At 73.9% G+C, this 24,509-nt stretch carries 23 protein-coding genes and 1 pseudogene; 10 read left to right on the top strand and 14 right to left on the bottom strand.

Annotation, left to right across the window (positions count from 1 at the left end; genetic code table 11):
- Nucleotides 1-2: 2 nt before the first annotated feature.
- Nucleotides 3-803, bottom strand: a complete 801-nt coding sequence (locus tag KIS93_RS52140; RefSeq protein WP_080037392.1) for a hypothetical protein — start codon at nucleotides 801-803, stop codon at nucleotides 3-5.
- A gap of 38 nt (nucleotides 804-841) precedes the next feature.
- The gene (locus KIS93_RS52145; protein WP_186404949.1) at nucleotides 842-1,813 is read right to left on the bottom strand and encodes a LysR family transcriptional regulator; all 972 of its coding nucleotides are present in this window, start codon (nucleotides 1,811-1,813) and stop codon (nucleotides 842-844) included.
- Nucleotides 1,814-1,900: 87 nt separating this feature from the next.
- On the opposite strand from KIS93_RS52145, the gene KIS93_RS52150 reads away from it, so the two are divergent.
- From KIS93_RS52150 to KIS93_RS52160, 3 genes are read left to right on the top strand one after another with little or no spacing between them, the layout of a single operon-like run.
- On the top strand, nucleotides 1,901-2,833 hold the full coding sequence (locus KIS93_RS52150; RefSeq protein WP_080037394.1) for an alpha/beta fold hydrolase: 933 nt from the start codon (nucleotides 1,901-1,903) through the stop codon (nucleotides 2,831-2,833).
- A complete protein-coding gene (locus KIS93_RS52155) occupies nucleotides 2,830-3,675 on the top strand; it encodes an LLM class flavin-dependent oxidoreductase (RefSeq protein WP_080037395.1) in 846 nt (281 codons plus the stop codon). Before KIS93_RS52150 ends, KIS93_RS52155 begins: the two co-directional genes overlap by 4 nt.
- On the top strand, nucleotides 3,656-4,420 hold the full coding sequence (locus tag KIS93_RS52160) for a class I SAM-dependent methyltransferase (protein ID WP_080046554.1): 765 nt from the start codon (nucleotides 3,656-3,658) through the stop codon (nucleotides 4,418-4,420). The genes KIS93_RS52155 and KIS93_RS52160 overlap by 20 nt, the downstream gene beginning before the upstream one ends.
- An 86-nt stretch (nucleotides 4,421-4,506) precedes the next feature.
- On the opposite strand, the gene KIS93_RS52165 is transcribed toward KIS93_RS52160, so the two are convergent.
- Entirely contained in the window at nucleotides 4,507-5,343 is an 837-nt protein-coding gene (locus KIS93_RS52165) for a class I SAM-dependent methyltransferase (RefSeq protein WP_155126666.1), read from the bottom strand.
- Here KIS93_RS52165 and KIS93_RS69340 point away from each other — a divergent pair.
- A pseudogene (locus KIS93_RS69340) lies at nucleotides 5,318-5,521 on the top strand (hypothetical protein); the annotation flags it as partial. The gene KIS93_RS52165 and the pseudogene KIS93_RS69340 overlap by 26 nt on opposite strands.
- Before the next feature lie 155 nt (nucleotides 5,522-5,676).
- On the opposite strand, the gene cobF reads toward KIS93_RS69340, so the two are convergent.
- Entirely contained in the window at nucleotides 5,677-6,441 is a 765-nt protein-coding gene (gene cobF / locus KIS93_RS52175) for a precorrin-6A synthase (deacetylating) (protein WP_080037396.1), read from the bottom strand.
- Nucleotides 6,442-6,655: 214 nt separating this feature from the next.
- A complete protein-coding gene (locus tag KIS93_RS52180) occupies nucleotides 6,656-7,429 on the bottom strand; it encodes an RNA polymerase sigma factor SigF (RefSeq protein ID WP_080037397.1) in 774 nt (257 codons plus the stop codon).
- 260 nt (nucleotides 7,430-7,689) lie between these two features.
- Here KIS93_RS52180 and KIS93_RS52185 point away from each other — a divergent pair, with 260 nt between their 5' ends.
- Nucleotides 7,690-8,562, top strand: a complete 873-nt coding sequence (locus KIS93_RS52185; protein WP_080037398.1) for an NmrA family NAD(P)-binding protein — start codon at nucleotides 7,690-7,692, stop codon at nucleotides 8,560-8,562.
- A 57-nt stretch (nucleotides 8,563-8,619) separates the two neighbouring features.
- On the opposite strand, the gene KIS93_RS52190 is transcribed toward KIS93_RS52185, so the two are convergent.
- The 8 genes from KIS93_RS52190 to KIS93_RS52225 form a co-directional block, all read right to left on the bottom strand.
- Nucleotides 8,620-9,333 (bottom strand): alpha/beta fold hydrolase, encoded by a 714-nt coding sequence (locus KIS93_RS52190; RefSeq protein ID WP_080037399.1) that lies wholly within the window; start codon nucleotides 9,331-9,333, stop codon nucleotides 8,620-8,622.
- 41 nt (nucleotides 9,334-9,374) lie between these two features.
- Nucleotides 9,375-10,331, bottom strand: a complete 957-nt coding sequence (locus KIS93_RS52195; protein WP_080046556.1) for an alpha/beta hydrolase — start codon at nucleotides 10,329-10,331, stop codon at nucleotides 9,375-9,377.
- Nucleotides 10,332-10,419: 88 nt separating this feature from the next.
- Nucleotides 10,420-11,436, bottom strand: coding sequence for an alpha/beta hydrolase (locus KIS93_RS52200; RefSeq protein WP_080037400.1), 1,017 nt, complete (start codon nucleotides 11,434-11,436; stop codon nucleotides 10,420-10,422).
- 94 nt (nucleotides 11,437-11,530) lie between these two features.
- Complete coding sequence (locus KIS93_RS52205) at nucleotides 11,531-14,566, bottom strand: AAA family ATPase (protein ID WP_080037401.1); 3,036 nt, start codon at nucleotides 14,564-14,566, stop codon at nucleotides 11,531-11,533.
- A gap of 85 nt (nucleotides 14,567-14,651) precedes the next feature.
- Complete coding sequence (locus KIS93_RS52210; protein ID WP_080037402.1) at nucleotides 14,652-15,263, bottom strand: response regulator transcription factor; 612 nt, start codon at nucleotides 15,261-15,263, stop codon at nucleotides 14,652-14,654.
- 15 nt (nucleotides 15,264-15,278) lie between these two features.
- Nucleotides 15,279-16,379, bottom strand: a complete 1,101-nt coding sequence (locus KIS93_RS52215) for a sensor histidine kinase (protein WP_186404950.1) — start codon at nucleotides 16,377-16,379, stop codon at nucleotides 15,279-15,281.
- Between the two features lie 67 nt (nucleotides 16,380-16,446).
- Complete coding sequence (locus KIS93_RS52220) at nucleotides 16,447-17,148, bottom strand: ABC transporter permease (protein WP_080037404.1); 702 nt, start codon at nucleotides 17,146-17,148, stop codon at nucleotides 16,447-16,449.
- Between the two features lie 45 nt (nucleotides 17,149-17,193).
- Nucleotides 17,194-18,072: an ABC transporter ATP-binding protein gene (locus KIS93_RS52225; RefSeq protein WP_080037405.1), complete on the bottom strand. Its 879-nt coding sequence runs from the start codon at nucleotides 18,070-18,072 to the stop codon at nucleotides 17,194-17,196.
- 141 nt (nucleotides 18,073-18,213) lie between these two features.
- Here KIS93_RS52225 and KIS93_RS52230 point away from each other — a divergent pair, with 141 nt between their 5' ends.
- From KIS93_RS52230 to KIS93_RS52240, 3 genes are all read left to right on the top strand, one after another.
- Nucleotides 18,214-18,849 carry a PadR family transcriptional regulator gene (locus KIS93_RS52230; RefSeq protein WP_080037406.1) on the top strand — a complete coding sequence of 212 codons (636 nt, stop codon included), beginning with the start codon at nucleotides 18,214-18,216 and terminating at the stop codon, nucleotides 18,847-18,849.
- Between the two features lie 114 nt (nucleotides 18,850-18,963).
- Nucleotides 18,964-19,347 (top strand): SgcJ/EcaC family oxidoreductase, encoded by a 384-nt coding sequence (locus tag KIS93_RS52235; protein ID WP_080037407.1) that lies wholly within the window; start codon nucleotides 18,964-18,966, stop codon nucleotides 19,345-19,347.
- Nucleotides 19,344-19,745 carry a hypothetical protein gene (locus tag KIS93_RS52240; protein WP_080037408.1) on the top strand — a complete coding sequence of 134 codons (402 nt, stop codon included), beginning with the start codon at nucleotides 19,344-19,346 and terminating at the stop codon, nucleotides 19,743-19,745. Before KIS93_RS52235 ends, KIS93_RS52240 begins: the two co-directional genes overlap by 4 nt.
- 313 nt (nucleotides 19,746-20,058) lie before the next feature.
- Here KIS93_RS52240 and KIS93_RS52245 read toward each other — a convergent pair whose 3' ends face one another.
- Nucleotides 20,059-21,510 (bottom strand): alpha/beta hydrolase domain-containing protein, encoded by a 1,452-nt coding sequence (locus KIS93_RS52245; protein WP_230466040.1) that lies wholly within the window; start codon nucleotides 21,508-21,510, stop codon nucleotides 20,059-20,061.
- Between the two features lie 325 nt (nucleotides 21,511-21,835).
- Between KIS93_RS52245 and KIS93_RS52250 the strand changes: the two genes are divergently transcribed.
- Both KIS93_RS52250 and KIS93_RS52255 read left to right on the top strand, forming a co-directional pair.
- Nucleotides 21,836-22,681: a shikimate dehydrogenase gene (locus KIS93_RS52250; protein ID WP_080037409.1), complete on the top strand. Its 846-nt coding sequence runs from the start codon at nucleotides 21,836-21,838 to the stop codon at nucleotides 22,679-22,681.
- A 66-nt stretch (nucleotides 22,682-22,747) separates the two neighbouring features.
- A complete protein-coding gene (locus KIS93_RS52255) occupies nucleotides 22,748-24,490 on the top strand; it encodes a bifunctional sugar phosphate isomerase/epimerase/4-hydroxyphenylpyruvate dioxygenase family protein (protein WP_155126669.1) in 1,743 nt (580 codons plus the stop codon).
- Nucleotides 24,491-24,509 lie beyond the last annotated feature (19 nt).

The following is a 24,509-nucleotide window of genomic DNA, read 5'->3' on the forward strand; positions in this document are numbered from 1 at the left end:
TGTCAAGGCGCCGCCGGCGCGACGGTCTTCCTGTTGCGCGGGTCGGCGAGGTCGTTGGCGGTGTCCACCAGCCAGATCGCCATCAGCACGCCGGCCGCCGCCGACAGGCTGTAGAGCAGGCTCCCCGCCTCCACGATCAGCCAGCCCGCCGCCAGCACCAGCATCGGCAGCACCAGGGACGTGATGCCGTACAGGTAGGTGACGAACCGCCAGCGGCCGTCCCACCGCTGAGCCCGCAGGACCAGCACCATCCAGACGAGCTGGGCCAGCAGCAAGGCGAGGCCGGCCCCGCCCGACAGGCCCAGGGCGAACTCGTCGGACACCGCGACGACGGCGCCGCCGCCGAACGCCAGCACCCCGGCGACGACCGACCAGCTCGCGTACTCCAGGCTGTCGCCCAGCACCGGCCGGATCAGCACCACGACCGCCAGCATCAGCACGGAGTCGAGCACCACGGCCCACCACGGCCAGCCCTGCGCGAGGGGGTGGATCAGCCAGGTGGCGGCGGCCGCGTACAGGGCGAGGCGCAACCGCTGCTCCTGCACGGTCAGCTCGGGCGGCTGCCCCACGCGGGGGCCGCGCAGGCCGAGCCACAGCGCGCACGTCCAGGGCAGGCCGATCAGGAGCATGGTGGCGACGTTCGCCGGGGTGGCCTCGACGAGCTCCTGCACGTCCCCGAACACCGTCAGCCGCCACAGCGGGGCGACGTCGCCGGTGGTCAGCGCGAGCACGGCGGTGGTGACGAGGGCGGCGGCGTAGAGAGCGGCGATGATCAGGGCGGGGACGCTTAATCGGTGGCGCACGGGTCACTTCCCGGAGGTTCAAGATCGGATCGGACGCCTCACCCTAGCGAAGGAGCGGGTGCCGAGGGTGCGCCCGGCCGCGAGCGGGTGCCGGGCGCGACTCCGATCGCGGAAGGGGCGTCGAGGGTGAGATCGGCCGCGACCTCGACGGCGATCTCGACGGCCCGGCGGGCCAGCGGCGATTGGGTGCGTCCGGCTCGCCAGTGCAGGTAGACCGCGCGCGGCGGCGGGGCGGGCCGCAGCTCGTGGACGCGCAGCCGGTCGTCGGACGGGACGTCCGCGCCGCGGACGGCGAGCCAGGGCAGCACCGCCGACCCCAGCCCGGCCCGCACCATCGACAGCAGCGTGTCGTTGACCGCCGTGCGGAACACGATCCGCGGGCGGGCGCCGCCCCGGGCGATCGCCTGCTCCAGCGCGGGCTGGTCGCAGGTGAGCGGCCAGGCCACCATCGGCGCCCCGTCCAGCCGCTCCAGCGGGACGGGCCCCTCGGGGAAGGCTCCGGCGCCGGCCACCAGCAGGTACGGGTCGTCGAGCAGCTTGACGTGCTCGGCGTCACCGTCGATGAGCCCGTCGTAGAACAGCAGGTCGAGGTCGCCGAGATGAGGCTGCTCCGGCTCCTCCTCCGACAGCCTGATGTCGCAGCCCGGATGCTCCTCGCGCAGCCGCCGCACCACCGACGGCAGGATCACGCTGGACACGCTCTGGAACGTCCCGATGTCGATGCGGCCGTCGCCCGCCTTGAACCGGTCGACGGCGTCGGCCAGGGCCTCCGCCTGCGCCAGCAGCTCGCGGCCCCGGCCGAGGACGACGGAGCCGAGCGGGGTCAGACGCACCGGCCTGGGCCCGCCGGGACGGTCGAACACCGGCCCGCCGACGGCCTTCTCCAGCGCGGCGATCTGCTGGCTCACGGTCGACTGGGTGTAGCCGAGCCGGGTGGCCGCCCGGCCGAACGAGCCCTCGTCGGCGATGGCGGCCAGCGCGGCCAGGTGGCGCAGTTCGAGATCGAGCACGTCATTAGCGTACATCGCCCTACACGATCGACTAGATCGAATATCATCGCTTTTCACGATCGACGCCGCGGCTCTAGCGTTCCTGGCATGACCACTGAACGCCTTCTTCCCGTCAACGGCGTCGAGCTCTGCGTCCAGACCTTCGGCGACCCGGCCGCGCCCGTCCTGCTGCTCATCGGTGGCGCCGAGGCGTCGATGGACTGGTGGGACGACGAGCTCTGCGAGCGGCTGGCCTCCGGCGGGCGGCACGTCGTCCGCTACGACACCCGCGACACCGGCCGCTCCACCACCTTCCCGCCCGGCGCGCCGCCGTACGACGCCGACGCCCTGCTCGGCGATGCCGTCGGCCTGCTCGACGCGCTCGGCGCCCAGGCCGCCCACCTCGTCGGGATCTCGATGGGCGGCGGCCTCGCCCAGCGCCTCGCCGTGCACCACCCGGCACGGGTCGCCTCGCTGACGCTCATCGCCACCAGCCCCGCCGGACCGGGCGGCCCGGGACGGCCCGACCTGCCGCCGATGAGCGCCGAGCTGGCGGCCCGGTTCGCCGAGGGCGGCGACGAGCCCCCCGACTGGGCCGACCGGGAGGCCGTCATCGCGTACTACGTCCGGGGCGAGCACACCTACGCCGGCACCCTGCCCGTCGACGAGCAGCGCATCCGCCGCATCGCCGGGCGCGCCTGGGACCGCAGCGCGTCCCCGGCGTCGGCGCAGAACCACTGGCAGATCGAGGGCGGCGAGCCCGTCCGCGCCCGCCTCGGCGAGATCGCGGCGCCCACCCTCGTCCTGCACGGCACCGCGGACCCGCTGTTCCCGTACGGGCACGGGGAGGCGCTGGCACGGGAGATCCCGGGGGCCCGGCTCGTCCCGCTCGACGGGATGGGGCACCAGATGCCGCCGCCCGAGGTCTGGGACACCGTGGTCGCGGAGATCCTCGCGATCTCCGGCCCCCGGCCGTCCCCGTCCGGGACGAGCCGCCAGCAGGCGGGCGACGTCGGCGTGCGGCGGGAGGTCCGGCCGTGAGCCGGTTGCGGTCGCGGCTCTGGCTGCCGCTGTTCGACGGCCTTGCCGACCCGCTGACGGTCGCGCGCCTCGCGGCCGACGCGGAGGAGGCCGGTTGGGACGGCTGCTTCGTCTGGGACCACCTGCACTGGCGGCCGCCGGTCCGGCAGGTCGCCGATCCGTGGATCGCGCTGGCGGCGATCGCGACCGCGACCGAGCGGTTGCGGCTCGGCCCGATGGTCTCGACGCTCGCCCGCCGCCGGCCGGCCAAGGTGGCGCGGGAGACCGCGACGCTGGACCGGCTCAGCGGCGGCCGCCTCGTCCTCGGCGTCGGTCTCGGCAGCGACCGGTTCGGCGGCGAGCTGTCCAGGACGGGCGAGCAGCTCGACGACCGGCGGCGCGGGCGGATGCTCGACGAGTCCCTGACGATCCTGGCCGCCGCCTGGTCCGGCGAGCCCGTGCGGCACCGCGGCGAGCACTACACGGTGGACGGCATCGCGTTCCTGCCCCGGCCGGTGCAGCGGCCCGGCGTGCCGGTGTGGGCGGCCGGGTTCCCGGGGAACGTCAGGCCGATGCGGCGGGCCGCCCGGCTCGACGGCTTCTTCCCGGCCAACCTGGAGCACCCGGACCAGCTCGCCGAGGTGGTCGCCACCCTCGCCGGGCTCCGTCCGGACGCGGACGGGCCGTACGAGATCGTCGTCGGCCTGCCGGCCGGCACCGACCCGCTGCCGTACGCGGCGGCCGGCGCGACCTGGTGGTTGCCCGAGTTCTACCCGGGCGTGCGGCTCGACACCGTGCGCGGCGTCCTTCGCGACGGCCCCGCCGGCTTGGGAGGCGATGGAGATGTTCGACTACGACACTGAGCTGAGCCACTACAACGTGCTGCTGCGGGCCGCCGCCGGCGTCCGGGCCGACGAGCGCGTGCTCGACATCGGCTGCGGCGCCGGGCAGACCACCCGCGACGCCGCCAGGTCCGCGCCGTCCGGCAGCGCGCTCGGCGTGGACGTGTCCGGCCCGATGGTGGAGCGGGCCCGCCGGCTGAGCGAGGAGGAGGGCCTGCGCAACGTCGCTTTCGAACGGGCCGACGCCCAGACTCACCCCTTCACTCCTTGGCGTTTCACCTTGGGGGTCAGCCGGTTCGGCACGATGTTCTTCGCCGACCCGGTCGCGGCGTTCGCCAACGTCGGGCGGGCGTTGCGGCCGGGGGCGCGGCTGGTGCAGCTCGTGTGGCAGGCCGGCGAGCGCCAGGAGTGGTTCCGCGCCGTCCGGCAGGCGCTGGCCGGCGGCCGGACGGTGCCGGACGGGCCCGGCGCCGCCGCGTTCTCACTGGCGGACCGGAGCGTCACGGCCGGCGTGCTGACCGCGGCCGGCTTCACGGAAATCGAGATCACCGAGGCCCGCCGGCCGATCTGCTACGGCCCGGACGCCGCCCGCGCCCGCGACGCCCTCACCGAGCTGCGCATGGGCCACGACCTGCTCGCCGGCCTGGACGCCGCCGGGACGGCCCGCGCTCTCGACCGGCTGCTGACCGTCCTGGACGCCCACGATACGGGGGAGGGCGTGTGGTTCGACTCCCAAGCCTGGCTGGTCACCGCCCGCCGAATCTGACCCCGAGGCTGCGCTGATCACCACCTGACGCACCTGGCCCGAGCCTGGCTGGTCATCGCCCGCCGAATCTGACCCCGATCAACCCGTCAGAAGCGGTAGCGCAGCAACCGCCCCGAGTCCCGTCCGCCAGGCAGATGCGCCCCCAGCCGCATCCCGATCCGCGCCACCGCCGGGAGCCTGTCCAGATCGGGCACGTCCACGACGTACAGATCGTCCACGAACTCCAGCCCGTCCTGCCATCCCTCCAGCTCCCGTGGGTCATCGATCCCCCAGTGCCAGCTCTCCAGCACGGCCCGCGGCACGATGCCCATCCAGCTCATCTTCCCGGCCATCCGCAGGAGCCGCTTGCTGAAGCAGTCGAACAGCAGCTGCCCGCCCGGGAAGTGCCCGCAGATCCGCTGGATGAGCCGCCGCGCCTCCTCCTCGTGCAGGTACATCGTCAGCCCCTCGGCCACGACCACAGCCGGCCGATCGGCGGGCACCTGCTCCAGCCACCCCTCCTCGGTCACCGACGCCGCGATCATCCGGTAGTCGCCGCCGGGCTCGGGCAGCAGCCGCCGCCGCAGGTCGATGACATCGGGGTAGTCGACGTCCACCCACCGCACCGACGGCGGCGGCGCCAGCCGGTGCACGCGGCTGTCGAGGCCGCACGCCAGGTGCAGCACGGTCACCTCGCCGGGGTGGGCGTGCAGGAACTCGGTGGTCCACCGGTCGAGCTCCCGGCCGCGCAACGCCAGGAGCGCGGCGTCCCACGGGGCCCGCGTGCCGGTCTTGCGCCAGTCGTGGTCGAGGCGACGGACCACCTCGTCGGCGGTGCGGTCGCCGAGGATCGGGGAGGAGGACCTGCTGTCCAGTGCTCTGGCGTACAGGGTGGCGAGCATCGTTCGCTGAACGGTGGTGAGCTCGATCTTCTCGCGGTCCACACCCCGACGATACGCTTCTCGCAACCGCGAGCCGCCGCTCTTCCACGCGCAGGACCTGACGCCCACGACCGTCGTTTACGCCGCCTCGCTCGCCAAGCAGATGACCGCCGCGCTGGTGGCGCTCCTCGCCCGGGACGGCGTCCTCGACGCGGACGCCGCCCTGTCCGGCTGGCTGCCCGAGCTGCCACCCTGGGCCGCCGGTCGGCCACCGCGTCCATCTGCATGGTGGCGGCTGGCGGGGCCTGCGTGCGGCGCACGTCCGGTTGCCGGATCTGGGCTGGAGCATCGTGCTGCTGGCTCCCGGCGACGGCACCGAGCGGCGGTCGGAGCTGGTCAGGCTTGTTCTGGACGAGGTGACAGGCGCCGCAGCAGGTACGTGTCCATGATCCAGCCCTTGCGGGCCCGCGCCTCGGCCCGTACCTCCTTGATGCGCTCACCCACCTCGGCCACCCGCCCCGACACCAGCAGCTCGTCCTCGGTGCCCAGGTAGGCGCCCCAGTGGATGGCGTAGTCGTCGAGCCCGGCGAACGAGCAGTGGGCGTCCAGCATCACGACCACGTCGTCGGCGGTCGGCCCGTCCGCGGCCAGGCGGCGGCCCGTCGTCAGGTGGACGGGCCGTCCGACCTGGGTGAGGCTGGTGCGGTGGGCGGCGGTGAGCGCGGCGACGCTGCTGATGCCGGGGACGACCTCGTAGTCGAAGACGACCTCCCCCCGCTGGAGGATCTCCTCGACGATGGCGAGCGTGCTGTCGTACACGCCGGGGTCGCCCCACACGAGGAACGCCCCGGTCTCGCCGTCGGCGAGCTCGTCGCGGATGAGCGCTTCGACGGCGCGTCCCCGCCGCGAGCGCCAGTCGTCCACGGCGGCCGTGTACGCGGCGGCGTCGCGGTCCCGCTCGGGGTCGCGCGCCTCGGCGATCCGGTACGGCGCCCGCCCGTGCTCGGCGATCATGTCCAGCCGGAGCTGGACCAGCTCGTGCTTGACCTCGCCCTTGTCCACGATGAAGAACACGTCCGTGGCGCCGATCGCCTTGACCGCCTGGAGGGTGAGGTGGTCGGGGTGTCCGGCGCCGATGCCGATGAGGAGTAGCCGCTTCACCCGTGAAAGTGTGCCAGAGCGGGACGGAACGCCCGCGTCGGCGTCACTCATCCCGCCGGAGCGGGAAGGAACGCCCGCGTCCCCCTGACCCACTTCGCCGGAGCGGGACGGAACGCCCGCGTCCCCCTGACCCACTTCGCCGGAGCGGGACGGAACGCCCGCGTCGGCGTCACTCACTCCGCCGGAGCGGGACGGGACGCCCGCGCCCCCGCGCTCACTCCGACAGGGCGGTGCGCAGCTTGGTGAGGACGGCGCGCAGGATGCGGGAGACGTGCATCTGCGAGATGCCGAACTCCTGGGCGATCTCCGACTGGGTCATGTTCCCGTAGAACCGCATGAGCAGGATGTTCTTCTCGCGCGGCGGCAGGGCGTCGATGAGGGGCTTGACCGCGTGCCGGTCCACCAGCGTGTCGAGGGAGGCGTCGGTGTCGGCGACGAAGTCGCTCAGCTCGGCCGCGTCGTCGTCGCCGCTGCTGACGGGGGCGTCCAGCGACAGCGTGCTGTAGGCGGTGGAGGCCTCGAGGGCGAGCAGGACCTCCTCCTCGGAGATGCCCATCTTCGCGGCCAGCTCGGCCACGGTGGGGGAGTGGCCCAGCGTCTGGGTGAGCTCGGCGGTGGCCTTGTTCAGCTCGATGCGCCGCTCCTGGTAGACGCGCGGCACGCGGATGGCCCAGGTGCGGTCGCGGAAGTGCCGCTTGACCTCGCCCATCATGGTGATCATGGCGTAGCCCCTGAACTCGTGGCCGAGCTCAGGGTCGTAGCCGTTGACGGCCTTCATCAGCCCGACGTACGCGGCCTGACGCAGGTCCTCCATGGGCTCGCCTCGGTAGCGGTAGCGGCGGGTGACCTCGGTCACCAGTCCTTCGTGCATCTCCACCAGGCGCTCGCGAATGCGGACGGCGTGCAGCTCGGAGATCTGCGGGTCGGCCAGCTCGGCCAGCAGTTCCTCGGCGGTGAGCTGCTCGAATGCGATGTTCAGGACAGGCATGTGCTGCTCCAAAAAGTGCCAGCGTCTCTGCCTGGGAACACAAAAAGCCCAGGCAGAGGCACGCTCAGGTGATTCGCGTGAGACGAAGCCCTCTGCTGGACTTCGAGATCAAGAATGCCCGCAAATGCGGGGCAATCACCCGGTTTGTATCACAAAAGGGTTACAAAGGTCCGGTGAGATGTGGGCCACATCCGTCGGCCGCGCGTCACGTTCGGGTGCCCGCCGGGTCTCTCAGGAGTCATGACCCAGGGAGGCACCTCATGACGATCCTCGTCACCGGAGCGACCGGCACCGTCGGCCGCCACGTCGTCCGGCACCTGCTCGACCACGGCCGGCGGGTACGCGCCCTGACCCGCCACCCGGCCCGCGCCGCCCTGCCGGCGGGCGTCGAGGTGGCCGAGGGCGATCTGACCAGCGCCGCCGGCCTGGAGGCGGCCTTCGACGGCGTCACCGCCGCCCACCTCATCACCTTCGGCGGCGACTACCGTCCCCTGGACAACGGGCCGCGGATCGTGGAGCTGGCCGAGCGCGCCGGCGTCCGCCGGGTCACCGTCCTCGGCGGCTGGCGGGAGGGCACGCTGGAGCCCGCACTCAGGGCGAGCCGCCTGGAGTGGACGTTCCTGCAGCCGGTGCAGTTCATGGCCAACGCCCTGACCGACTGGGCCGGGCCGCTGCGCGCCACCGGCCGGGTGCGCGAGCCGTACGGCGACCGCAAGAGCCCGCCGATCGACGAGCACGACATCGGCGCCGTCGCCGCCACCGTGCTCACGCGGGACGGGCACGCCGGCCGCTCCTACCACCTCACCGGCCCCGAGGTGCTCACGGCCCGCGCGATGGTCGCGATACTCGCCGAGGCCACCGGCCGCGACCTGCGCTTCGACGAGCTGACCCCCGACCAGGTGCGCCGGGAGTGGGTCGCGGAGGGTCGCCGGCCGGACCTGTCGCTGTTCCGCGCGTTCAGCGAGGTGGACGGCGCCGGCCAGGCGGACCTGGTGGAGATGCTGCTGCGGCTGTACGGTACGCCGAACGAGCTCGCCACGACGGTGACCGGCGACGTCGAGCGCGTCACGGGCCGCCCACCGCGCACGTTCGCCCAATGGGCGGCCGACCACGCCCACCACTTCCAGCCCTGACCGCCGGGTGAGAGCGGCCCCGGACGCCCCCCGGGCTCGGGGCCGCGCAGGCCGAGGTCAGGCCGATGCCGCCTGGACGGCCTCCCGGATCAGGGCGGCCACCTCCTTGGGGCGGGACACCGCGACGGCGTGCGAGGCCCCTTCCACCTCGACGACGCTCGCGCCCGCCCGCCGCGCCCCGAAGCGCTGCACGTCGGGGTTGATGGCCTGGTCGCCGGTCGCGACGAGCGCCCAGGACGGCGTGTCCTTCCACGCCGCCACGCTCGCCGCCTCGGTGAACGCCGCGGCGGCCAGCGGCCGCTGCGCCACCGCGAGGACCTGGGTGACCTCGCGCGGCACGTCCGCGGCGAACACCTCGGGGAACGCCTCCTGCGCGATCGTGAACTCGACCGCCGGCTCGCCGCCCTCCAGCGGGTACGTGGACTGCTTCAGGTTCCGGCCGAGCAGCGGCTCGGGGAAGCGGCCCTGGAGCTCGGCCAGGCTCTCGCCCTCCTCCAGCGCGTACGCGGCCACGTACACCAGCCCCTTGACCTTCTCGTCGGTGCCCGCGACGGTGATGACCGCGCCGCCGTACGAGTGGCCGGCCAGCACCACGGGCCCGTCGATCTGGTTCACCACGGAGGCGATGTACGCGGCGTCGGCGGCCAGGCCGCGCAGCGGGTTGGGCGGCGCGACCACCGGGACGCCGTGCTCCTGGAGGTCGGCGATGACGCCCGACCAGCTCGCGGCGTCAGCGAAGGCACCGTGCACCAGCACGACGGTTGCCGTCATGATCTCTTGTCTCCTCGGGACGTGAACGAAAGGAAAAGGGCTCAGGCGTGCAGGGCGTCGTGCAGGAACTCGCCGCCCTGCTGGGTAGCCGCCCTGGCCGCGTACGTGTCGCGCAGCGCGTTGAGCATGACGAAGTCGTGGATGATGCCCTGGTAGCGCACGGCGGTGACGGGCACGCCGGCGGCGCGCAGCTTGGCCGCGTACGCCTCGCCCTCATCGCGCAGCACGTCGGCCTCGGCCACGATCACCAGCGCCGGCGGCAGCCCCGCCAGGTCGTCCGTCGTGGCGCGCAGCGGCGACGCCGTGATCTCCGCCCGCTGGGCCGGGTCGGTCGTGTACTGGTCCCAGAACCACTTCATGCCCTCGCGGCTGAGGAAGTAGCCGCTCTCGAACTGCTCGTAGGAGCCGGTGTCGAAGGACGCGTCCGTGACCGGGTAGAACAGCAGCTGCGCCGCCAGCCTCGGGCCGCCGCGCCGCTTGGCCAGGATGGTCGTCGCCGCGGTCATGTTGCCGCCGACGGAGTCGCCGGCCACCGCGATGCGGGACGGGTCGAGGTCGTGCTCGGCGCCGTGCTCGGCGATCCACTGCAGCGCGGCGTAGATCTCCTCGATGGCGGTCGGGTACTTGGCCTCGGGGGAGAGGCTGTAGTTGACGAAGACGGTCGCGGCCTGGGCCCGTACGGTCAGCTCGCGGACCAGCCGGTCGTGCGTGTGGGCGTTGCCGAACACCCAGCCGGCGCCGTGGACGTACAGCACCACCGGCAGCGCCCCCTGAGCGCCGGCGGGCCGGAAGACGCGGATCGAGACCTTGCCCGACGGCCCGCCGGGGATCTCCAGGTCCCGCACGTCGGCGTCCGGCACGGGGACGTCGCCGTCCTGGACGGAGTCGACGGTCTTGCGCCCCTCGACCGGGCCGAGGTCGTAGAGGAACGGCGGGTTCTTCGTCGCCTCCACGAACTCCTGCGCGGCCGGCTCGAGGACTGGCTTGGTGTCGGGCATGCTGAGCGACCCCTCCATGGGTGCGGTACGTGGCCGCCTTCCGGCGGCCCTTACTCGCTCAGCCTGCCCATCTGCGCCCGGGCACGCATCAGTAAGTTGACTGGCGGGATGGCCTGGGGGCCAGCGCGTCCCGCAGGAACCGGCCGCCCTGACGGACGGCGGCGCTCGTCGGCGGGCTGTCGCGCAGCGGGTTGAGCGAGGCGAAGTCGTGCACCGTGCCGAGATACCGCACGCATGTCACCGGCACGCCCGCGCGCAGCAGCCGGCGCGCGTACTGCTCGCCCTCGTCGCGCACCACGTCCGCCTCCGCCGAGATGACCAGCGCAGGCGGCAGGCCCTTCAGGTCCTCGTCCGAGGCGCGCAGCGGGGCCGCGGTCGGCTCGTCCAGCTCGTGCTCGTCGTCGGTGTACTGCTCCCAGTACCACTCCATCGCGGCCCGGGTGAGCAGGTAGCCGGAGGCGAAGCGGCGCTGCGAGTCGGTGTCGCAGCCCGGATCGGTCATCGGGTAGTACAGGAGCTGCGCGCGCAGGCGGGGGCCGCCGCGCCGCTTGGCCATCATGGTGAGCGCCGTCGCCATGGTCGCGCCCGCGCAGTCGCCCGCCACGGCCATCCTGCGGCCGTCGAGCGCCAGGTCGGCGGCGTGCTCGGCGACCCACGTCAGCACCGCGTACGACTCCTCGACCGCGACCGGGTAGCGGGCCTCCGGGGTGCGGGTGTACTCCGGCACCACGAACGCCGCCTCGCTCGTCGCGCTCAGCTCGCCGATCATGCGGGCGTGCGTACGCGCGTCGCCGAGCATCCACCGGCCGCCGTGCACGTACACGACCACCGGCAGCGCGGCGGAGACCCCGGCGGGCCGGAACACCCAGAAGCCGGTCAGCCCCGCCGGCCCCACCGGCGCGACGTGGTACTCGGTCGTCACGCCGCAGTCGTCGAGCAGGTGACCCTGCGTCTCCAGCAACGCCTGCCGGCCGTCGACCGGGCCGAGCTGGTGCAGGTAGGGCGGCGCTGCCGAGGCGTCGACCAGCCGCTGGATCACGGGGTCGAGAACGACGGCGGGCTCCCGAGGGACGCCCCCTCCGCCCGTGACGGGCTCGGATGCCATGCGCTCACCTTTCCGTTCGTCGTGACGGCCCGGGACCGCCGATCGCTCGCACCCTCTAGTGTCGGGCACGCGGCTGACCGGCGCGTGCCCCGGGTCACAGGTCGTCGAAGAGCGCCCGCAGCTGGTGGCGGCTGCTGACGCCCAGCTTCGGGTACACGTTGTAGAGGTGCGAGCTGATCGTGCGCACCGACAGCATGAGCTGCTCGGCGATCTCCCGGTTACGCAGCCCCTGCGCCGCCAGCCGGACGATCTGCCGCTGCTGCGCCGTCAGCTCCGACAACGGGTCGGCGGTGGCGGGAGAGAGTGCCGCGCCGCTCGCGCGCAGCTCCCCGCGCGCCTCCCCGGCCAGCCCGGCCGCACCCAGCCGGACGAACGTCTCCAGCGCCGTCGCCAGCAGCGGCCGGGCATCCAGGGGGCGGCGACGGCGGCGCAGCCACTGCGCGTAGTGCAGGCGCGCCTGCGCGCGGGCCAGCGGCCACTGGTCGCCGGCCGGGTTCACGGTGGCCAGTCGGAAATGGTGCTCGGCGTCCTTGAGGTCGCCGATCAGGGCCGCCGCGTGGTGCATCAGCAGGGTCATGCGGGTCGTCGGGCGCGGGCCGGCCGCCTCCCGTACATTCCGCAGGACCGCGGCGGCCTCCTCCTGGCGGCCGGTGCGCTGCGCGGCGGCGGCGAGGTCGGCGATCGCGCGGTGCGCCAGGAAGTAGTGCAGCGGCTCGCGGGCCTGGCCGCCTTCGCCGCGCACGCTGCGGGCGCCGTTCGCGCGGTGCTCGCCGATCTTGTCGCTCGCACGGCCTGCGCTGCTCTCGCCGAACAGCGGCCTGAGATGGCGGAAGGCCGTGTCGAAGTCGCCGGCCGCCGCCGCTGCCGTGCCCGCGGCGCGCAGCAGGCGGGCGTGGGTCGCCCGGTTCTCCTCCAGCGCCACCGCCGTCCAGGCCGGGTCCTGTGGCATCGCGGCCGGCTCGCCGCGCAGCGCCCGCAGCGTGACGCGCAACGCCTCCGCGTCGATCTCCAGGTGGCGCAGCTTGTGCACCGCCGCGAGCGTGGCGACCGTCTCCAGGTGCTCGTCCGCCTCGGCCCATCGGCCGGTGTCGATCAGCGCCGCGCCCATGGCGGCCAGCGAGGGCGCGGCCGGGCCCATGGAGCCGTACGCGGCCAGCAGCGTGTACGTCCGGCGGAAGACCTCCACGCAGACGTCGGACTCGTCGGCGTACCAGGCGGTCGCGCCGATCGCCTGCAACCGGGTGATCTCCGGCATACCGGGCGCCGCCTGCGGCACCCCGGGCCGCCGCAACGAGCGCAGCAACTCGGGCGCCCGCACCGGCTCCGCCCCGGCCAGGGCGGCGGCCCGCACCGCCACCGCCGCCGGATCGCTCTCACCCGCTCCCACGTGGGCGAGCAGCGCCGCGATCGGGCGCCTGAACTCGGGCAGCCCCGACTGGAACGCGACCGCCTGCAACGCGGAGGCCAGCGCGAGCACGGTGCCGCCGCTCTCGGGCGGGCGCGGCTTCAGGACGCTGGTCAGCACCGCGAAGCCCTGCCGCTGCCGGCCGAACAACGACAGGGACAGGCCCGCCCCGACCGCCGCGTCCGCCAGCAGCTCGCGGTCCTCGGTCAACGCGGTGACCTTGGTGTAGAGCTCGGCCACCCAGCAGGGGTCACCGGCGTCGCCGGCCGCCCGCAGCGCCTTCGTGTAGCGTCGCGCCCGGTCCACGGGCTCGGGGCTGCACTCGGCGGCCCGCTCCAGCGCCCGGGCCGCCGCGAAGAAGCCGCCGCGCCGCAGGGCGAGCTCGGCCGTGTCCTCCAGCGCCGCCGCCACGGACTCGTCCTGCCCGAGGCAGGCGGCGGCCAGGTGCCAGGCGCGCCGGGCCGGGTCGTCGCCGAGCACGGCCGCGAGGTCGGCGTGCGCCCGCTGCCGCTGGTGCGCCGTGGCCGCATGGTAGGCGGCGGCCCGCATCAGCGGATGACGGAACGCGATCCGCCCCTCCGCGATCCTGACGAGCCCGGCCTCCTCGGCGGGCGCCCACCCATCCAGCCCACCCACAGCGCCGGCGGCGGCCATGATGGTTTCGAGGCTTTCGTACTCCGAGGCGGCCGCCGCGTACAGGACCAACCGGCGGGTGGCGGGCGGGAGGGCGCGCAGGCGGGCGGCGAACATCTCCTGGATGCGCAACGTCTGCGGCAGCCCCCCGCCGGAGGGCTCGCCGGACAGGTTGCGGCCCGCGCCCGGCGAGCCCGGCAGCGGCTCGCCGGCGCGGTGGGCGCGGGCCAGCTCGATGATGGCCAGCGGGTTCCCGGCGGCCTGGGCGAGCAGGTCGATGCGGGCGCGTCCGGCGGGCGGGTGGGGCTGGGCGTCGAGCAGCCGCGCCGCCGCCGCCGGGTCCAGCGGTGCCAGGGGTACGAGCGGCAGGTCCGGGACGAGCCCGGCCGGAGGCGTCTGCCCGCGCGCGGCGATCAGCACGGTCACGGCCTCGCCGGACAGGCGGCGGGTGACGAAGCCGAGCACGTCGCGCGAGTCCCGGTCGAAATGCTGGACGTCGTCCACGATCAGGAGAAGGGGCCGGCGCCGGGCCGCTCCGGCGAGCAGGTTGAGCACGCCGATCCGCAGTGGCGCCGGGTCGTGCGGCTGCGTCGCCGCCGCGATGCCGAACGCGGCCTCCACCGCCTCCCGCTGGTGCGCGGGCAGCGCGCCGGCCTCGGGCAGCAGCGGCCGCACGAGCTGGTGCAGCCCGGCGAACGACTGCTCCGCCTCCACCTCGCAGCCCCGGGAGAGCAGGACGCGGGTGCCGACCTGCCGGGCGTACTCGGCCGCGGCCTCCAGGAGCGCGGTCTTGCCACTGCCCGCCTCGCCGAGCAACAGGGCGGTCCGGGCCACGTCCCGCCCACCGCTCAGGGCGTCCCGCCCTACCGCGTGGCTGTCCCGTTCGGCGCTGAGCGCGTCCCGTCCCGTGCCGAGTGCGTCCCGTCTCGTGCCGATCGCGTCTCGCCCCGCGTCGACGGCGTCGAGGAGGCGCTCGATCTCCGCGCGGCGGCCGAACAGGGAGGCGGCGGCGCCGTCGAGGGCGGGGCGCCGGCCGGGCGGGGCCGGCTGCCGGAGTGGACCTCGACCTGCGACGGCGGTCGGCTCGTCCATGCTGCGCCCCCGGTTCGTTGAAGTTTCTAGGGCATTGTGCCAGCTCGGGGGTGTTCGCGGCGTTTCGGGCTGGATGTCCGGGTCGTCAGACCAGCCAGCCCTTCTGCTCGGCGATCTCCACCGCCTCCGTCCTGGTCCGGGCGCCGAGCTTCTGGATCGCGGCCGACAGGTGGTTGCGCACGGTGCCGGGCGACAGGTAGAGCTGGCGCGCGATGTCGGCGATGGTGCCGTGGCCGCGGGCGGCGGCCAGGACGTCCGTCTCCCGGGGCGTGAGCGGCGAGGCGCCCTCGCTCAGCGCCGCGATCGCCAGCGACGGATCGATCACCCGCTGCCCGGCCGCGACCTTGCGGATGGCGTCGGCCAGCTCGGTGACCGGCGCGTCCTTCAGCAGGAACCCGGCCGCGCCCGCCGCCATGGCCGCGTGCAGGTAGCCGGTACGCCCGAACGTGGTGACGATGACGACCTTGGTGCCCGGCACGGCCTTCGCGAGCCGGCGCGCCGCCTCCAGCCCGTCGATGCCCGGCATCTCGATGTCGAGCAGCGCGAGATCGGGACGGAACGCCTCGCACGCGCTCACCACCTCGTCACCGCGGCCGACGTCGGCCACGACCTCGATGTCCGGCTCCAGGCCCAGCAGCGTCGCCATCGCACCCCGGAACATCGTCTGGTCCTCGGCCAGCAGGACTCTGATCGTCATCGTGTCTCCCTGAGGTCAGCTCGGGTCGAGAGGGACGGCGACGCTGAGCCGGAAGCCGCCTTCCGGCCGCCGGCCGACGCTGATCTCGCCCCGGAGGGCGGACGCGCGCTCCGACAGGCCGGTGAGCCCGTTGCCCGAGACGGCCGCCTCGGGCCTTTCGTCATCACCCGTCCCCACGCCGTCGTCGCAGATCTCGACGGCGGCCCGGCGCGGCGCCAGCTCCACCGTGATCGAGCAGGACCGCGCCCGGCTGTGCCGCAGCACGTTGGTGACGCCTTCCCGTACGGTCCAGGCGAGCAGCCCCTCGACGGGCACGGGCAGGTGCCAGTCGTCGGGCAGGGACACCGTGCACGCGATCCCCGCCGACCGCGCCGCCGAGACGGCGCCCGCCACTTCGGCGGCCAGGGCGGGCTGGCGGTAGTTCGTGACGGCCTGGCGCACCTCGGCCAGGGCGCGGCGGACGACCGTGTCGATGTCGGCCAGCTCGGCGCCGGCGCGTTCCGGATCGCGCGGGACGAGCCTCCTGGCCAGCTCGGTCTTCACGGCCACCACCGACAGGCTGTGGCCGACCAGGTCGTGCAGGTCTCGGGCGATGCGGTTGCGTTCCTCGACGACGGCCAGCCTGGCCAGCTCGCGCCGGGTCTCCTGGAGCTCGTCGATGAGGTCGGCGGTGCGCCTGCTCTGGCGGGCGAAGACGCCGGGCAGCAGCACGAACCCGCCGAGCACGACGGCCGCGCCCGGGTCGGCGCCGTGCAGGAGCGCCAGGGCGACGGCCGCGCCGCTGATCGCGCCCATGTCCCTGGTGCGCAGCTCCCAGCCCGCCTGCCGGGTGGCCCAGGTGGACACGACGATCCAGTGCCAGCCCGCCCACGCCTCCAGCCCAAGGCAGGCGGCGACGAGCCAGAGGTAGCGGGCCCGGCCGGGCCGTACCTTGACGAGCCCGGCCAGGGCGACGACGGCGAGCGCCCAGGGGACGGCGAGCACGCGGCTCCAGAGCGCGGCCTGGGAGGTGAGGTGGTAGATCAGCGCCCAGGCGATGGCGGCGAGCATGAGCAGCGACCGCACGTCGAACGCCGCACCGAGCATCCGCAGGCGGCGGGCCGGCCGTGAGCGCACGCCGGAGCCCCCGGCGAGTGGGGCTCGCCGGGGGCTCCGCCACTTCAGCGACGGCATGGGGGCACGCTCATCGGGCACCGGCCTCGCGCCGCCACAGGACCAGCGCGGACGCGGCGGCGGCGAGCGCCCATCCGGCCAGCACCGCCAGGCCGCTCGCCTGCGGCCCGTGCCCGCCGGCGATCGCGTAGCCGGCCTGCGCCAGGCTGTAGGTGGGCAGGTACGGCTGGATCGTGGCGAGCACGCCGGGCAGGGCGCCGGACCCGATGATCCCACCCAGCGCCGCCAGCGCGAAGAAGATCACCACCAGGCCGATCTGGGCCGTCTTGCCCTTGAGCGTGAGGGCGAGGCTGAGCCCGAGGAGCGCGAAGGGCAGCGAGCCGAGCAGGAGCAGCGCGGCCAGCCCCGCCCACTGCCCGGCGCCGAGGCGGACGCCGCCGGTGGTGACGGCGGCGAGGCAGACGCCCGCCACGCCCGGAAGGATCATGAGCATCCCCTGGACGATCTTCCCGGTGAGCCAGTGCGCGTCGGCCAGCGGCGTGACCCTGAGCTGCCGCAGCCAGCCGCGCAGCCGGTCTTCCGCGACGCCGCCGCCGGAGCCGATGAGCCCGCCGCCGGCCGCCGCGTAGACGGCCATGGCGACCATGGCGGGCACGGAGTTCGAGGTCCTGCCGTAGATGAGGTAGAGCCCGACGGGCATGATCACGAGCAGGAGCAGGTATCGGACGTTCCGGAGGGACCGGAAGATCTCAAACCGCACGAAGCTGAACATTACGCACTCCTTCAGGCGAACGTAAGGGTGGACGGTGACGAAGGGTCAGCGCTGGGCCGAGGTGAGCTGGAGCAGGGCCTCTTCCAGGCCCGCGCCCGAGACCTCCAGGTCCCGGACCCCGCCGATCGAGGAGTACAGCGCGGCCACCGCGCGGTCGGCGTCGTCGGTCATGAGCGTCACGGTGCCGCCGTGCACCGACACCATCGTGACGCCGGGCAGGGCCAGCAGCCGCGCGGTGTCGGGCGAGTCGAGCACGAACCGCACCGTCCTGCCGCCGGCCATCGCCTTGATCGTGGAGGGGCTGCCGGTCGCCACGACGGCGCCGCCGCCGAGGACGATGACGCGGTCGGCGTAGGCGTCGGCCTCGTCCAGGTAGTGGGTGGCGAACACGGTGGCCGTGCCGCCCGCTCGTACGGCCGCCCAGAAGGCGCGCCGCGACTCGACGTCCATCGCCACCGTCGGCTCGTCGAGGAAGAGCAGCTCGGGCCGCCCCGCCATGGCCACCGCGAACCGCACCCGCTGCGCCTGCCCGCCCGACAGCGCGTCGCAGCGCCGCCCGGCCAGGCCGGTGAGATCGGCCAGCTCCAGCACGTCGGCCAGGGAGCGCCGCCCGCCGTACAGGCGGACCGCCAGCCGGACCACCTCGGCCACCGTGCTGTCGGCGGGCAGCCCGCCCGACTGCAGCATCGCCCCCACCCGGCCCTGCGCCACCGCGCGGTGCGGCGCGGTCCCGAGTACGGTGATCTCGCCCGCGTCGGGCCTGGCCAGGCCGAGCATCAGGTCCACGGCGGTGGACTTGCCGGCTCCGTTGGGCCCGAGCAGCGCCACGGTCTCGCCGGGCGCCACGTGGAAGGTGACGTCGTCGAGGGCGCGCACCCGGCCGTAGCTCTTGCTGACGGCGGTGAAGCTCACGGTGTTCTTCATAGGTGAAACGCTAGGTTCGTGGCGGCTCGGGGATAAGTGCCCGCCGTCGTGACTCCACCCGTGACGATCGTCATGGGTACGGCCGCGTGCGCGGGGCCGCTCTACGCTATAGTGCGAATTGCAATATAGAAGGGAGAACCAATGGCGCGGCGTCCTGATCTGGTCGGCCTGACCGTGCTGGCCATGCTGTCGGTACGCGCCGGCCACCCGTACGAGCTGCACCGCTTCATCGTCGACACCCACAAGGACTACGTGACCGGGCTGCCCAGAAGCCTCTACCACGCGGTCGAGCGGCTGGCCGGCGACGAGCTGATCGTGCCCGTCGAGACCAGCAGGGAAGGCCGCCGCCCCGAGCGCACGGTCTACGAGATCACCGACGAAGGCCGCCGCGAGCTCGCCACCCGGCTCCGCGCGCTGCTGGAGAACCCGGGGGCCGAGCGCCGCACGTTCACCGCCGCCGTCTCCCTGATGGGCGTCCTGCCCGTGCCCGAGGCGCTGCGGGCGCTGCGGACGCGGGCGGCGTCCATCGAAGGGTCGCTGGCCTCCATGAACGCCCACCTCAAGGCGCTCAAGGACAGTGGCCTGCCCGACGTGCTGACGATCGAGATCGACTACGAGCGGGCGCTCAGCGAGACCGAGCTGGCCTGGCTGCGCAAGCTCATCGCCCGGCTGGAGTCGGGCGAGCTCGACTGGCCGAGCACCCTCAAACGGGAGTTCCTGGAGGACGTGCTCGGCTCCCCGGAGAAACCCGGCGAGCCGGGCGAGCCGGGGCCGTAAGGCGGCCGCCGGGGTGCGCCAACACCCCGGCGGCCGGACATCCGAGAACAAGGCGCCTGCCCTGCCTGGAGTCGCACCCTCAGGATAGGCGCCGCGACCACGAGGAGTTGCGTCATGTCCGAGATCCCCCACCCCGAGATCGCCGCGTTGCTGTCCGGCCTCGCCGACGCCTGGAACGCCGGCGACGCCACCGCCTACGCCGCCCTCTTCACCGAGGACGCTGACTACATCACCTTCGACGGCACCCACACCCGGGGCCGCGCCGCCATCGAATCCACCCACCGCCGGCTCTTCGACGGCCCGCTCAAGGGCTCCACCATGGCCGGCGTCGGCAACGTCACCGTCAAACCCCTGACCGACGGCGCCGTCCTCGTGATCGCCTCCGGTGGCACCGCCGTGGACGGCCTGCATCGGCCCTCCACCGTCTCCTTCACCGCCGTCCGCACGCCCGGAGGCTGGCGCTTCGCCTCCTTCCAGAACACGCGGGTGGCGTCATGACCACGAGGAAGAAGCTGCTCGCGCAGGCGGCCGGGATCGTCGAGGCGCCCGCCGCCCGCGTCTGGGACGCCCTGGCCGCCGAACTCCTGCCCGACGGCCGCCGCTCCGGCCGCTTCACCGTCGAGGACGTCCCGGGGCACACCTCCACCGTCGAAGTGACCGGGCACACCATCGCCTTCCAGGGCGGCTGGTGGTACCGGGGCGAGTGGAGCGTCGAGCCGCACCCCCAGGGGGCGCTGGTTGTGCACCGCGTGTTCAACGTGGCGCAGCGGCTGCGGTGGGGGGTGCCGCTGGCGAACCGGCTCTTCATCGGGTTCGCCGAGAGCACGCGCGCCGGGTTCCTGGACGGGCTCGCGAAGGTGGGGCGGCGGGCAGGAGGAGCGGTCCGGCCGGCCTGAACCCTCCTGCGGGTCCGGGCCCGGGGCCGCGGCTTTCCTGCGCTGCGGGTCCGGCTCGGGTTCGCCGCCTCTCCTGCGACCCCGGCCGGGGCCGCCGCTCCCGCTCCTCCTCGGAACGCGGCTCCTCCTTGGAACGCGGCTTTTTCTGGAATGCCGCAGTCCTTCCACCCCGCCGGAATGCCGCCCCTCCCGGAACACGGAGAGGGGCGGCGAGGGATGGCGTGGTGCGGGCCCCGGGCGAGCGGGCGCGAGGCGAGCGGGCCTTGGCGAGCGGGCCTTGCGAGCTGGCCGGGAATCGGGCCCGGGGTGCGGGTCAGGGGAGCGGGGTGGTGCGGGCGCGGGCGACGGCCTCCGCGTGGTCGGCGGGCAGGAGATGGCCCGCCGCCAGAGCCCGATCGGCCGCCCGGGTGAACGTGGTGACGTAATCCTGCTGGGTGGGATAGAGCTGCCGGATCCGGGCGCTGCTCAACGGGGTGGTCGCGCCCAGCAGCAGGCACGCCCCCGTGACCTCGCCGCCGGAGTTGGTCGGGGCGTAGGCGGCCAGTGGCGCGTCCAGGTCCGGCAGCCGGACCCCGCCCAGCGCGTTCCCGTCCACGTCACGGCGGATGCTGCCGAGCAGCAGGCTGATCGGCGGCCCCGAGGGAGGCGCGCCGAGGCCGCGGACCCAGCGGTCGAGGTGGTGGTAGGCGGCGTTGGACGCGTACCGCCAGGTCATGGCGTTGACGGGCCGGTCGCAGGAGATCGGCCGGCCGTCGTTGATGGCGCGGTCGCGGGCGTTCTGGGCGTTGTACTGCGCCAGTCCGTACGCGTCCGCGTGCGACGTCCCGGCCACCTCCCACGTGCGGACGCGGGCACTGTCGGCCTGGCGGGCGTCCGCGAACGTCCTGACGTCCGTCTCGGACTCGATCTGGAAGACCGGCACGGCGCTGTCGGTACGGATCCGCGCCGTGAGCGGCAGCGCGATCACCCCCTCACCGATGGGCGCGGCCCCGGCGCCCCGCCCGTGGATCAGGATGCCGTCATAGGCGGGCACGATCGGCTGGATCGCGTTCGTGAACGTGGCCAGCCGCCCCGCCGACTGGGAGTGCCCCGCGGCCAGCACCTTCACGGGGCCGTCCGTCCCGAGCAGCGCCGCCGCGTCCGCCCGCACCGCCTCCGCCGCCTGCGCGAAGATCGAGTACGACAGCGCGTCCGACGCCAGCGACACCTGGCCGTAGCGGGCCGGATCGAGGCTCCTGAGCTTGTCGGCGCCGACCTTCTGGGCGGTGACGCCGACGTAGGCGTACCCGGCGCGGGTGAAGTGCTCGTACGACTGCGACCATTCGACGCCGATGTCCACGCCGAAGCTGACGTTCAGCCACTCCACGACGACCGTGCCGTTGAACCTCGCCGGGTCGGCGGGCCGCTCGACCAGCAGCCGGGTCGTGTAGTCCTGGACGGTGCCGGTGGCGCGGGCGCCCCACTGGCCGCCGCTGGTCCAGACGCCGACCTTCTGGAACGTGTCGGCGCGCCCGCTCATCAGGAACTCCCGCTCCTGGTAGCCACGCGCGCCCAGGTCCACCACCGTCGCCCCGACGGGCCGGCCATGGCCCGCGCCGGGCGGGATCTCGGAAACGACGGGCGCCGCCACGACCTGCGCGGTGGTGGTGTGTGCGGTGCCGGCTTGCGCGGGGGCGGCGGGCAGTGAGAGTGCGGCCGGTGTGAGTACGGCCAGCGCCAGCATCCTCCACACGGCACCGAACCGGGGACGTAAGGGGTGGGACATGGTGACGTTCCTCCTCGGAGGTCCACGCGCCGCGGACGGCGGGACCACGACAGTGTCCGCCGCCGGTCCCCGCGCCGGCATCGGGGAAATCACCAGTGCTGGTGAGGGCGCAGGCTCGCAAGGAGTGGGTTCGCCTCGGGGACTTGTGGCTCGGGCGCGCTCGATACGGGCGCTGACGCTTCGGGCGCGTTCTCCAGGGCCAACGGTGCTCCGTTCGGAGGGTACGTACTAGATAGTCCGTGAAGTCAAGGGCCGTGTCTAGCCAGCTAACTCACTAGTACGTACATTAGGGAAACCGCAGCACCTGCTGGAAAGGAACACGTGAATGGACTCATTCCTGGTCGGGTTGATCGGCGCGGGCATCGGCCCCTCCTGGAGCCCGCCGCTGCACGAGCAGGAGGCCGTGCACCACGGGCTGCACTACGTCTACCGGCTCCTGGACACCGACCGGGTGGGCGGCGACGTGGGCGAGCTGGTCCGCACGGCGCGGCGGTTCGGCTACGACGGGCTCAACATCACCCACCCCTGCAAGCAGGCCGTCATCCCGCACCTGGACGAGCTGTCACCGGACGCCCGCATGCTCGGCGCCGTCAACACCGTCGTGTTCGACGGTGACCGCGCGATCGGCCACAACACGGACTGGACGGGGTTCGCGGAGTCGTTCGCGCGGGGTCTGCCTGACGCGCCTACCCGCAGGATCGTGCAGCTCGGGGCCGGTGGCGCGGGAGCGGCGGTCGCGCACGCGTTGCTGACCATGGGCGCCGACCGGATCACCCTGGTCGACGCGGACCCGGCGCGCGCCGACGCGCTCGCGGGCGAGCTGGCCGGCCGCTTCGGCGCGGGGCGGGCCCGCCCGGCGGGCGCGGCCGAGCTGCCGGAGCTGCTGGCGCGCGCCGACGGGCTGGTGCACGCCACGCCCACCGGCATGGCCCACCATCCGGGGCTGCCGCTGCCCGCCGAGCTGCTGCATCCGGGCCTGTGGGTGGCCGACATCGTCTACCGGCCGCTGGAGACCGAGCTGCTCAAGCACGCCCGCGCGGCCGGCTGCCGGACGCTCGACGGCGGCGGCATGGTCGTCTTCCAGGCCGTGCACGCGTTCCGGCTGTTCACCGGCCGGGAGCCGGACGCCGAGCGGATGTTCGCCCACCTGACCGATCTCATCGCCGTCTGACCGACCCGACGAAGCCGTGCGACGGCCCGACCGAAGCCGTCTGACGGCCCCGCCAAAGGAGGAAGTGTGCGTAAGTCCATCGCCACCGTGTCGGTGAGCGGCACTCTCATGGAGAAGCTGGAGGCGATCGCCGCCGCCGGTTTCGACGGGGTGGAGATCTTCGAGAACGACCTGCTGGCCTGCCCCCTCTCCCCCGAGGAGGTCCGGGCGAGGGCCGCCGACCTGGGGCTCGGCATCGACCTCTACCAGCCCTTCCGCGACTTCGAGTCGGTGCCGCCGGAGGTGCTGGCGGGGAACCTGCGCCGGGCCGAGCGCAAGTTCCAGGTGATGGAGCGGCTGGGGGCGGACCTGCTGCTGGTCTGCTCGAACGTCTCGCCCGCCGCGATCGGCGACGACGAGCTGGCCGCCGAGCAGCTGCGGCTGCTGGCCGAGCGGGCCGCCGAGCACGGCGTGCGCATCGCCTACGAGGCGCTGGCCTGGGGACGGCACGTCAACGAGTACCTGCACGCCTGGCGGATCGTCCGCATGGCCGACCACCCGAGCCTGGGCACGTGCCTGGACAGCTTCCACATCCTGTCGCGCGGCTCCGACCCGATCGGCATCGAGGCCATCCCGGGCGAGAAGATCTTCTTCCTGCAGCTCGCCGACGCGCCGCTGCTGGCCATGGACGTGCTGCAGTGGAGCCGCCACTACCGCTGCTTCCCTGGGCAGGGCAACTTCGACCTGGCGGGGCTGACCGCCAGCGTGCTGCGCGCCGGGTATGCGGGGCCGCTGTCGCTGGAGGTGTTCAACGACGTGTTCCGGCAGGCGTCCGCCGAGCGGACCGCGCTGGACGGCATGCGCTCGCTCATCGCGCTGGAGCAGAGCCTGGACGGGGTGACGCATCCGGCCGTGCCCGCCGGGTTCGCCTTCGCGGAGCTGGCCGACCCGGATCCCGGCAGCGGCACGCTGGGCGGCCTGCTGAGCGCGCTCGGCTTCGCCCGGACGGGGGTGCACGCGAGCAAGCCGGTCGAGCTGTGGTCGCAGGGCGAGGCCAGGATTCTGCTGAACGCCGGCGCGGAGGCGGGCGAGCCGGCCCTGGTGGCGATCGGCCTGGACAGCCCGGACCCGGGTGGCGCGGTCAAGCACGCCGGATCGTTGTTGTCGCCCGTGCTGCCCCGCGAGCGCGCCCCCGAGGACGTCCCGCTGGACGCGGTCGCCGCCCCGGACGGCACCGAGATCTTCTTCTGTGACACCGCCTGGCTCGCCGACTTCACCCCGGGCACACTCGTCGCCGGCCCCATCACGGGCATCGATCATGTGGCGCTCACCCAGCCGCTGCACTACTTCGACGAGGCCGCGCTGTTCTACCGCAGCGTGCTCGGCCTGCGCCCGCAGGAGAGCCTGGAGCTGCCGGACCCGTACGGCCTGCTGCGCAGCAAGGCCATGTCGGCCCCGGACGGCGCGGTCCGCATGGTGGTGAACATCGCCCAGGTCGGCGCCGGCCACCTGCCGTGGCAGCACATCGCGCTGGCCTGCGACGACGTCGTGGCGGTGGCGCGCAGGCTGCGGGCGGAGCGGCCGGGCCTGCTGCTGCCCATCCCCGGCAACTACTACGACGACCTGGAGGCCCGTTACGAGGTCGATCCGGAGCTGCGCCGGCTCGGGGTGCTCTACGACCGCGACGCGGACGGCGGCGAGTTCCTGCACCTGTACACGGTGACCGTGGGCCGGGTGTTCTTCGAGCTCGTCCAGCGGGTCGGCGGCTACCAGGGGTACGGCGCCGGCAACGCGCCGATCCGGCTGGCCGTGCAGCACGCGAGCGGGTAATCCCGCGGCAACACCCTTG

This window comes from [Actinomadura] parvosata subsp. kistnae, assembly GCF_900323885.1.
Taxonomy (GTDB): Bacteria; Actinomycetota; Actinomycetes; order Streptosporangiales; family Streptosporangiaceae; genus Nonomuraea; species Nonomuraea composti.

Coding starts and splice junctions, on each gene's coding strand:
- KIS93_RS52220 (WP_080037404.1), bottom strand. CDS start 17,148: ATGTTCAGCTTCGTGCGGTTTGAGATCTTCCGGTCCCTCCGGAACGTC.
- KIS93_RS52200 (WP_080037400.1), bottom strand. CDS start 11,436: ATGGCATCCGAGCCCGTCACGGGCGGAGGGGGCGTCCCTCGGGAGCCC.
- KIS93_RS52230 (WP_080037406.1), top strand. CDS start 18,214: ATGGCGCGGCGTCCTGATCTGGTCGGCCTGACCGTGCTGGCCATGCTG.
- KIS93_RS52205 (WP_080037401.1), bottom strand. CDS start 14,566: ATGGACGAGCCGACCGCCGTCGCAGGTCGAGGTCCACTCCGGCAGCCG.
- KIS93_RS52195 (WP_080046556.1), bottom strand. CDS start 10,331: ATGCCCGACACCAAGCCAGTCCTCGAGCCGGCCGCGCAGGAGTTCGTG.
- KIS93_RS52235 (WP_080037407.1), top strand. CDS start 18,964: ATGTCCGAGATCCCCCACCCCGAGATCGCCGCGTTGCTGTCCGGCCTC.
- KIS93_RS52180 (WP_080037397.1), bottom strand. CDS start 7,429: ATGCCTGTCCTGAACATCGCATTCGAGCAGCTCACCGCCGAGGAACTG.
- KIS93_RS52185 (WP_080037398.1), top strand. CDS start 7,690: ATGACGATCCTCGTCACCGGAGCGACCGGCACCGTCGGCCGCCACGTC.
- KIS93_RS52160 (WP_080046554.1), top strand. CDS start 3,656: ATGTTCGACTACGACACTGAGCTGAGCCACTACAACGTGCTGCTGCGG.
- KIS93_RS52250 (WP_080037409.1), top strand. CDS start 21,836: ATGGACTCATTCCTGGTCGGGTTGATCGGCGCGGGCATCGGCCCCTCC.
- KIS93_RS52190 (WP_080037399.1), bottom strand. CDS start 9,333: ATGACGGCAACCGTCGTGCTGGTGCACGGTGCCTTCGCTGACGCCGCG.
- KIS93_RS52240 (WP_080037408.1), top strand. CDS start 19,344: ATGACCACGAGGAAGAAGCTGCTCGCGCAGGCGGCCGGGATCGTCGAG.
- KIS93_RS52225 (WP_080037405.1), bottom strand. CDS start 18,072: ATGAAGAACACCGTGAGCTTCACCGCCGTCAGCAAGAGCTACGGCCGG.
- KIS93_RS52150 (WP_080037394.1), top strand. CDS start 1,901: ATGACCACTGAACGCCTTCTTCCCGTCAACGGCGTCGAGCTCTGCGTC.
- KIS93_RS52210 (WP_080037402.1), bottom strand. CDS start 15,263: ATGACGATCAGAGTCCTGCTGGCCGAGGACCAGACGATGTTCCGGGGT.
- KIS93_RS52245 (WP_230466040.1), bottom strand. CDS start 21,510: ATGTCCCACCCCTTACGTCCCCGGTTCGGTGCCGTGTGGAGGATGCTG.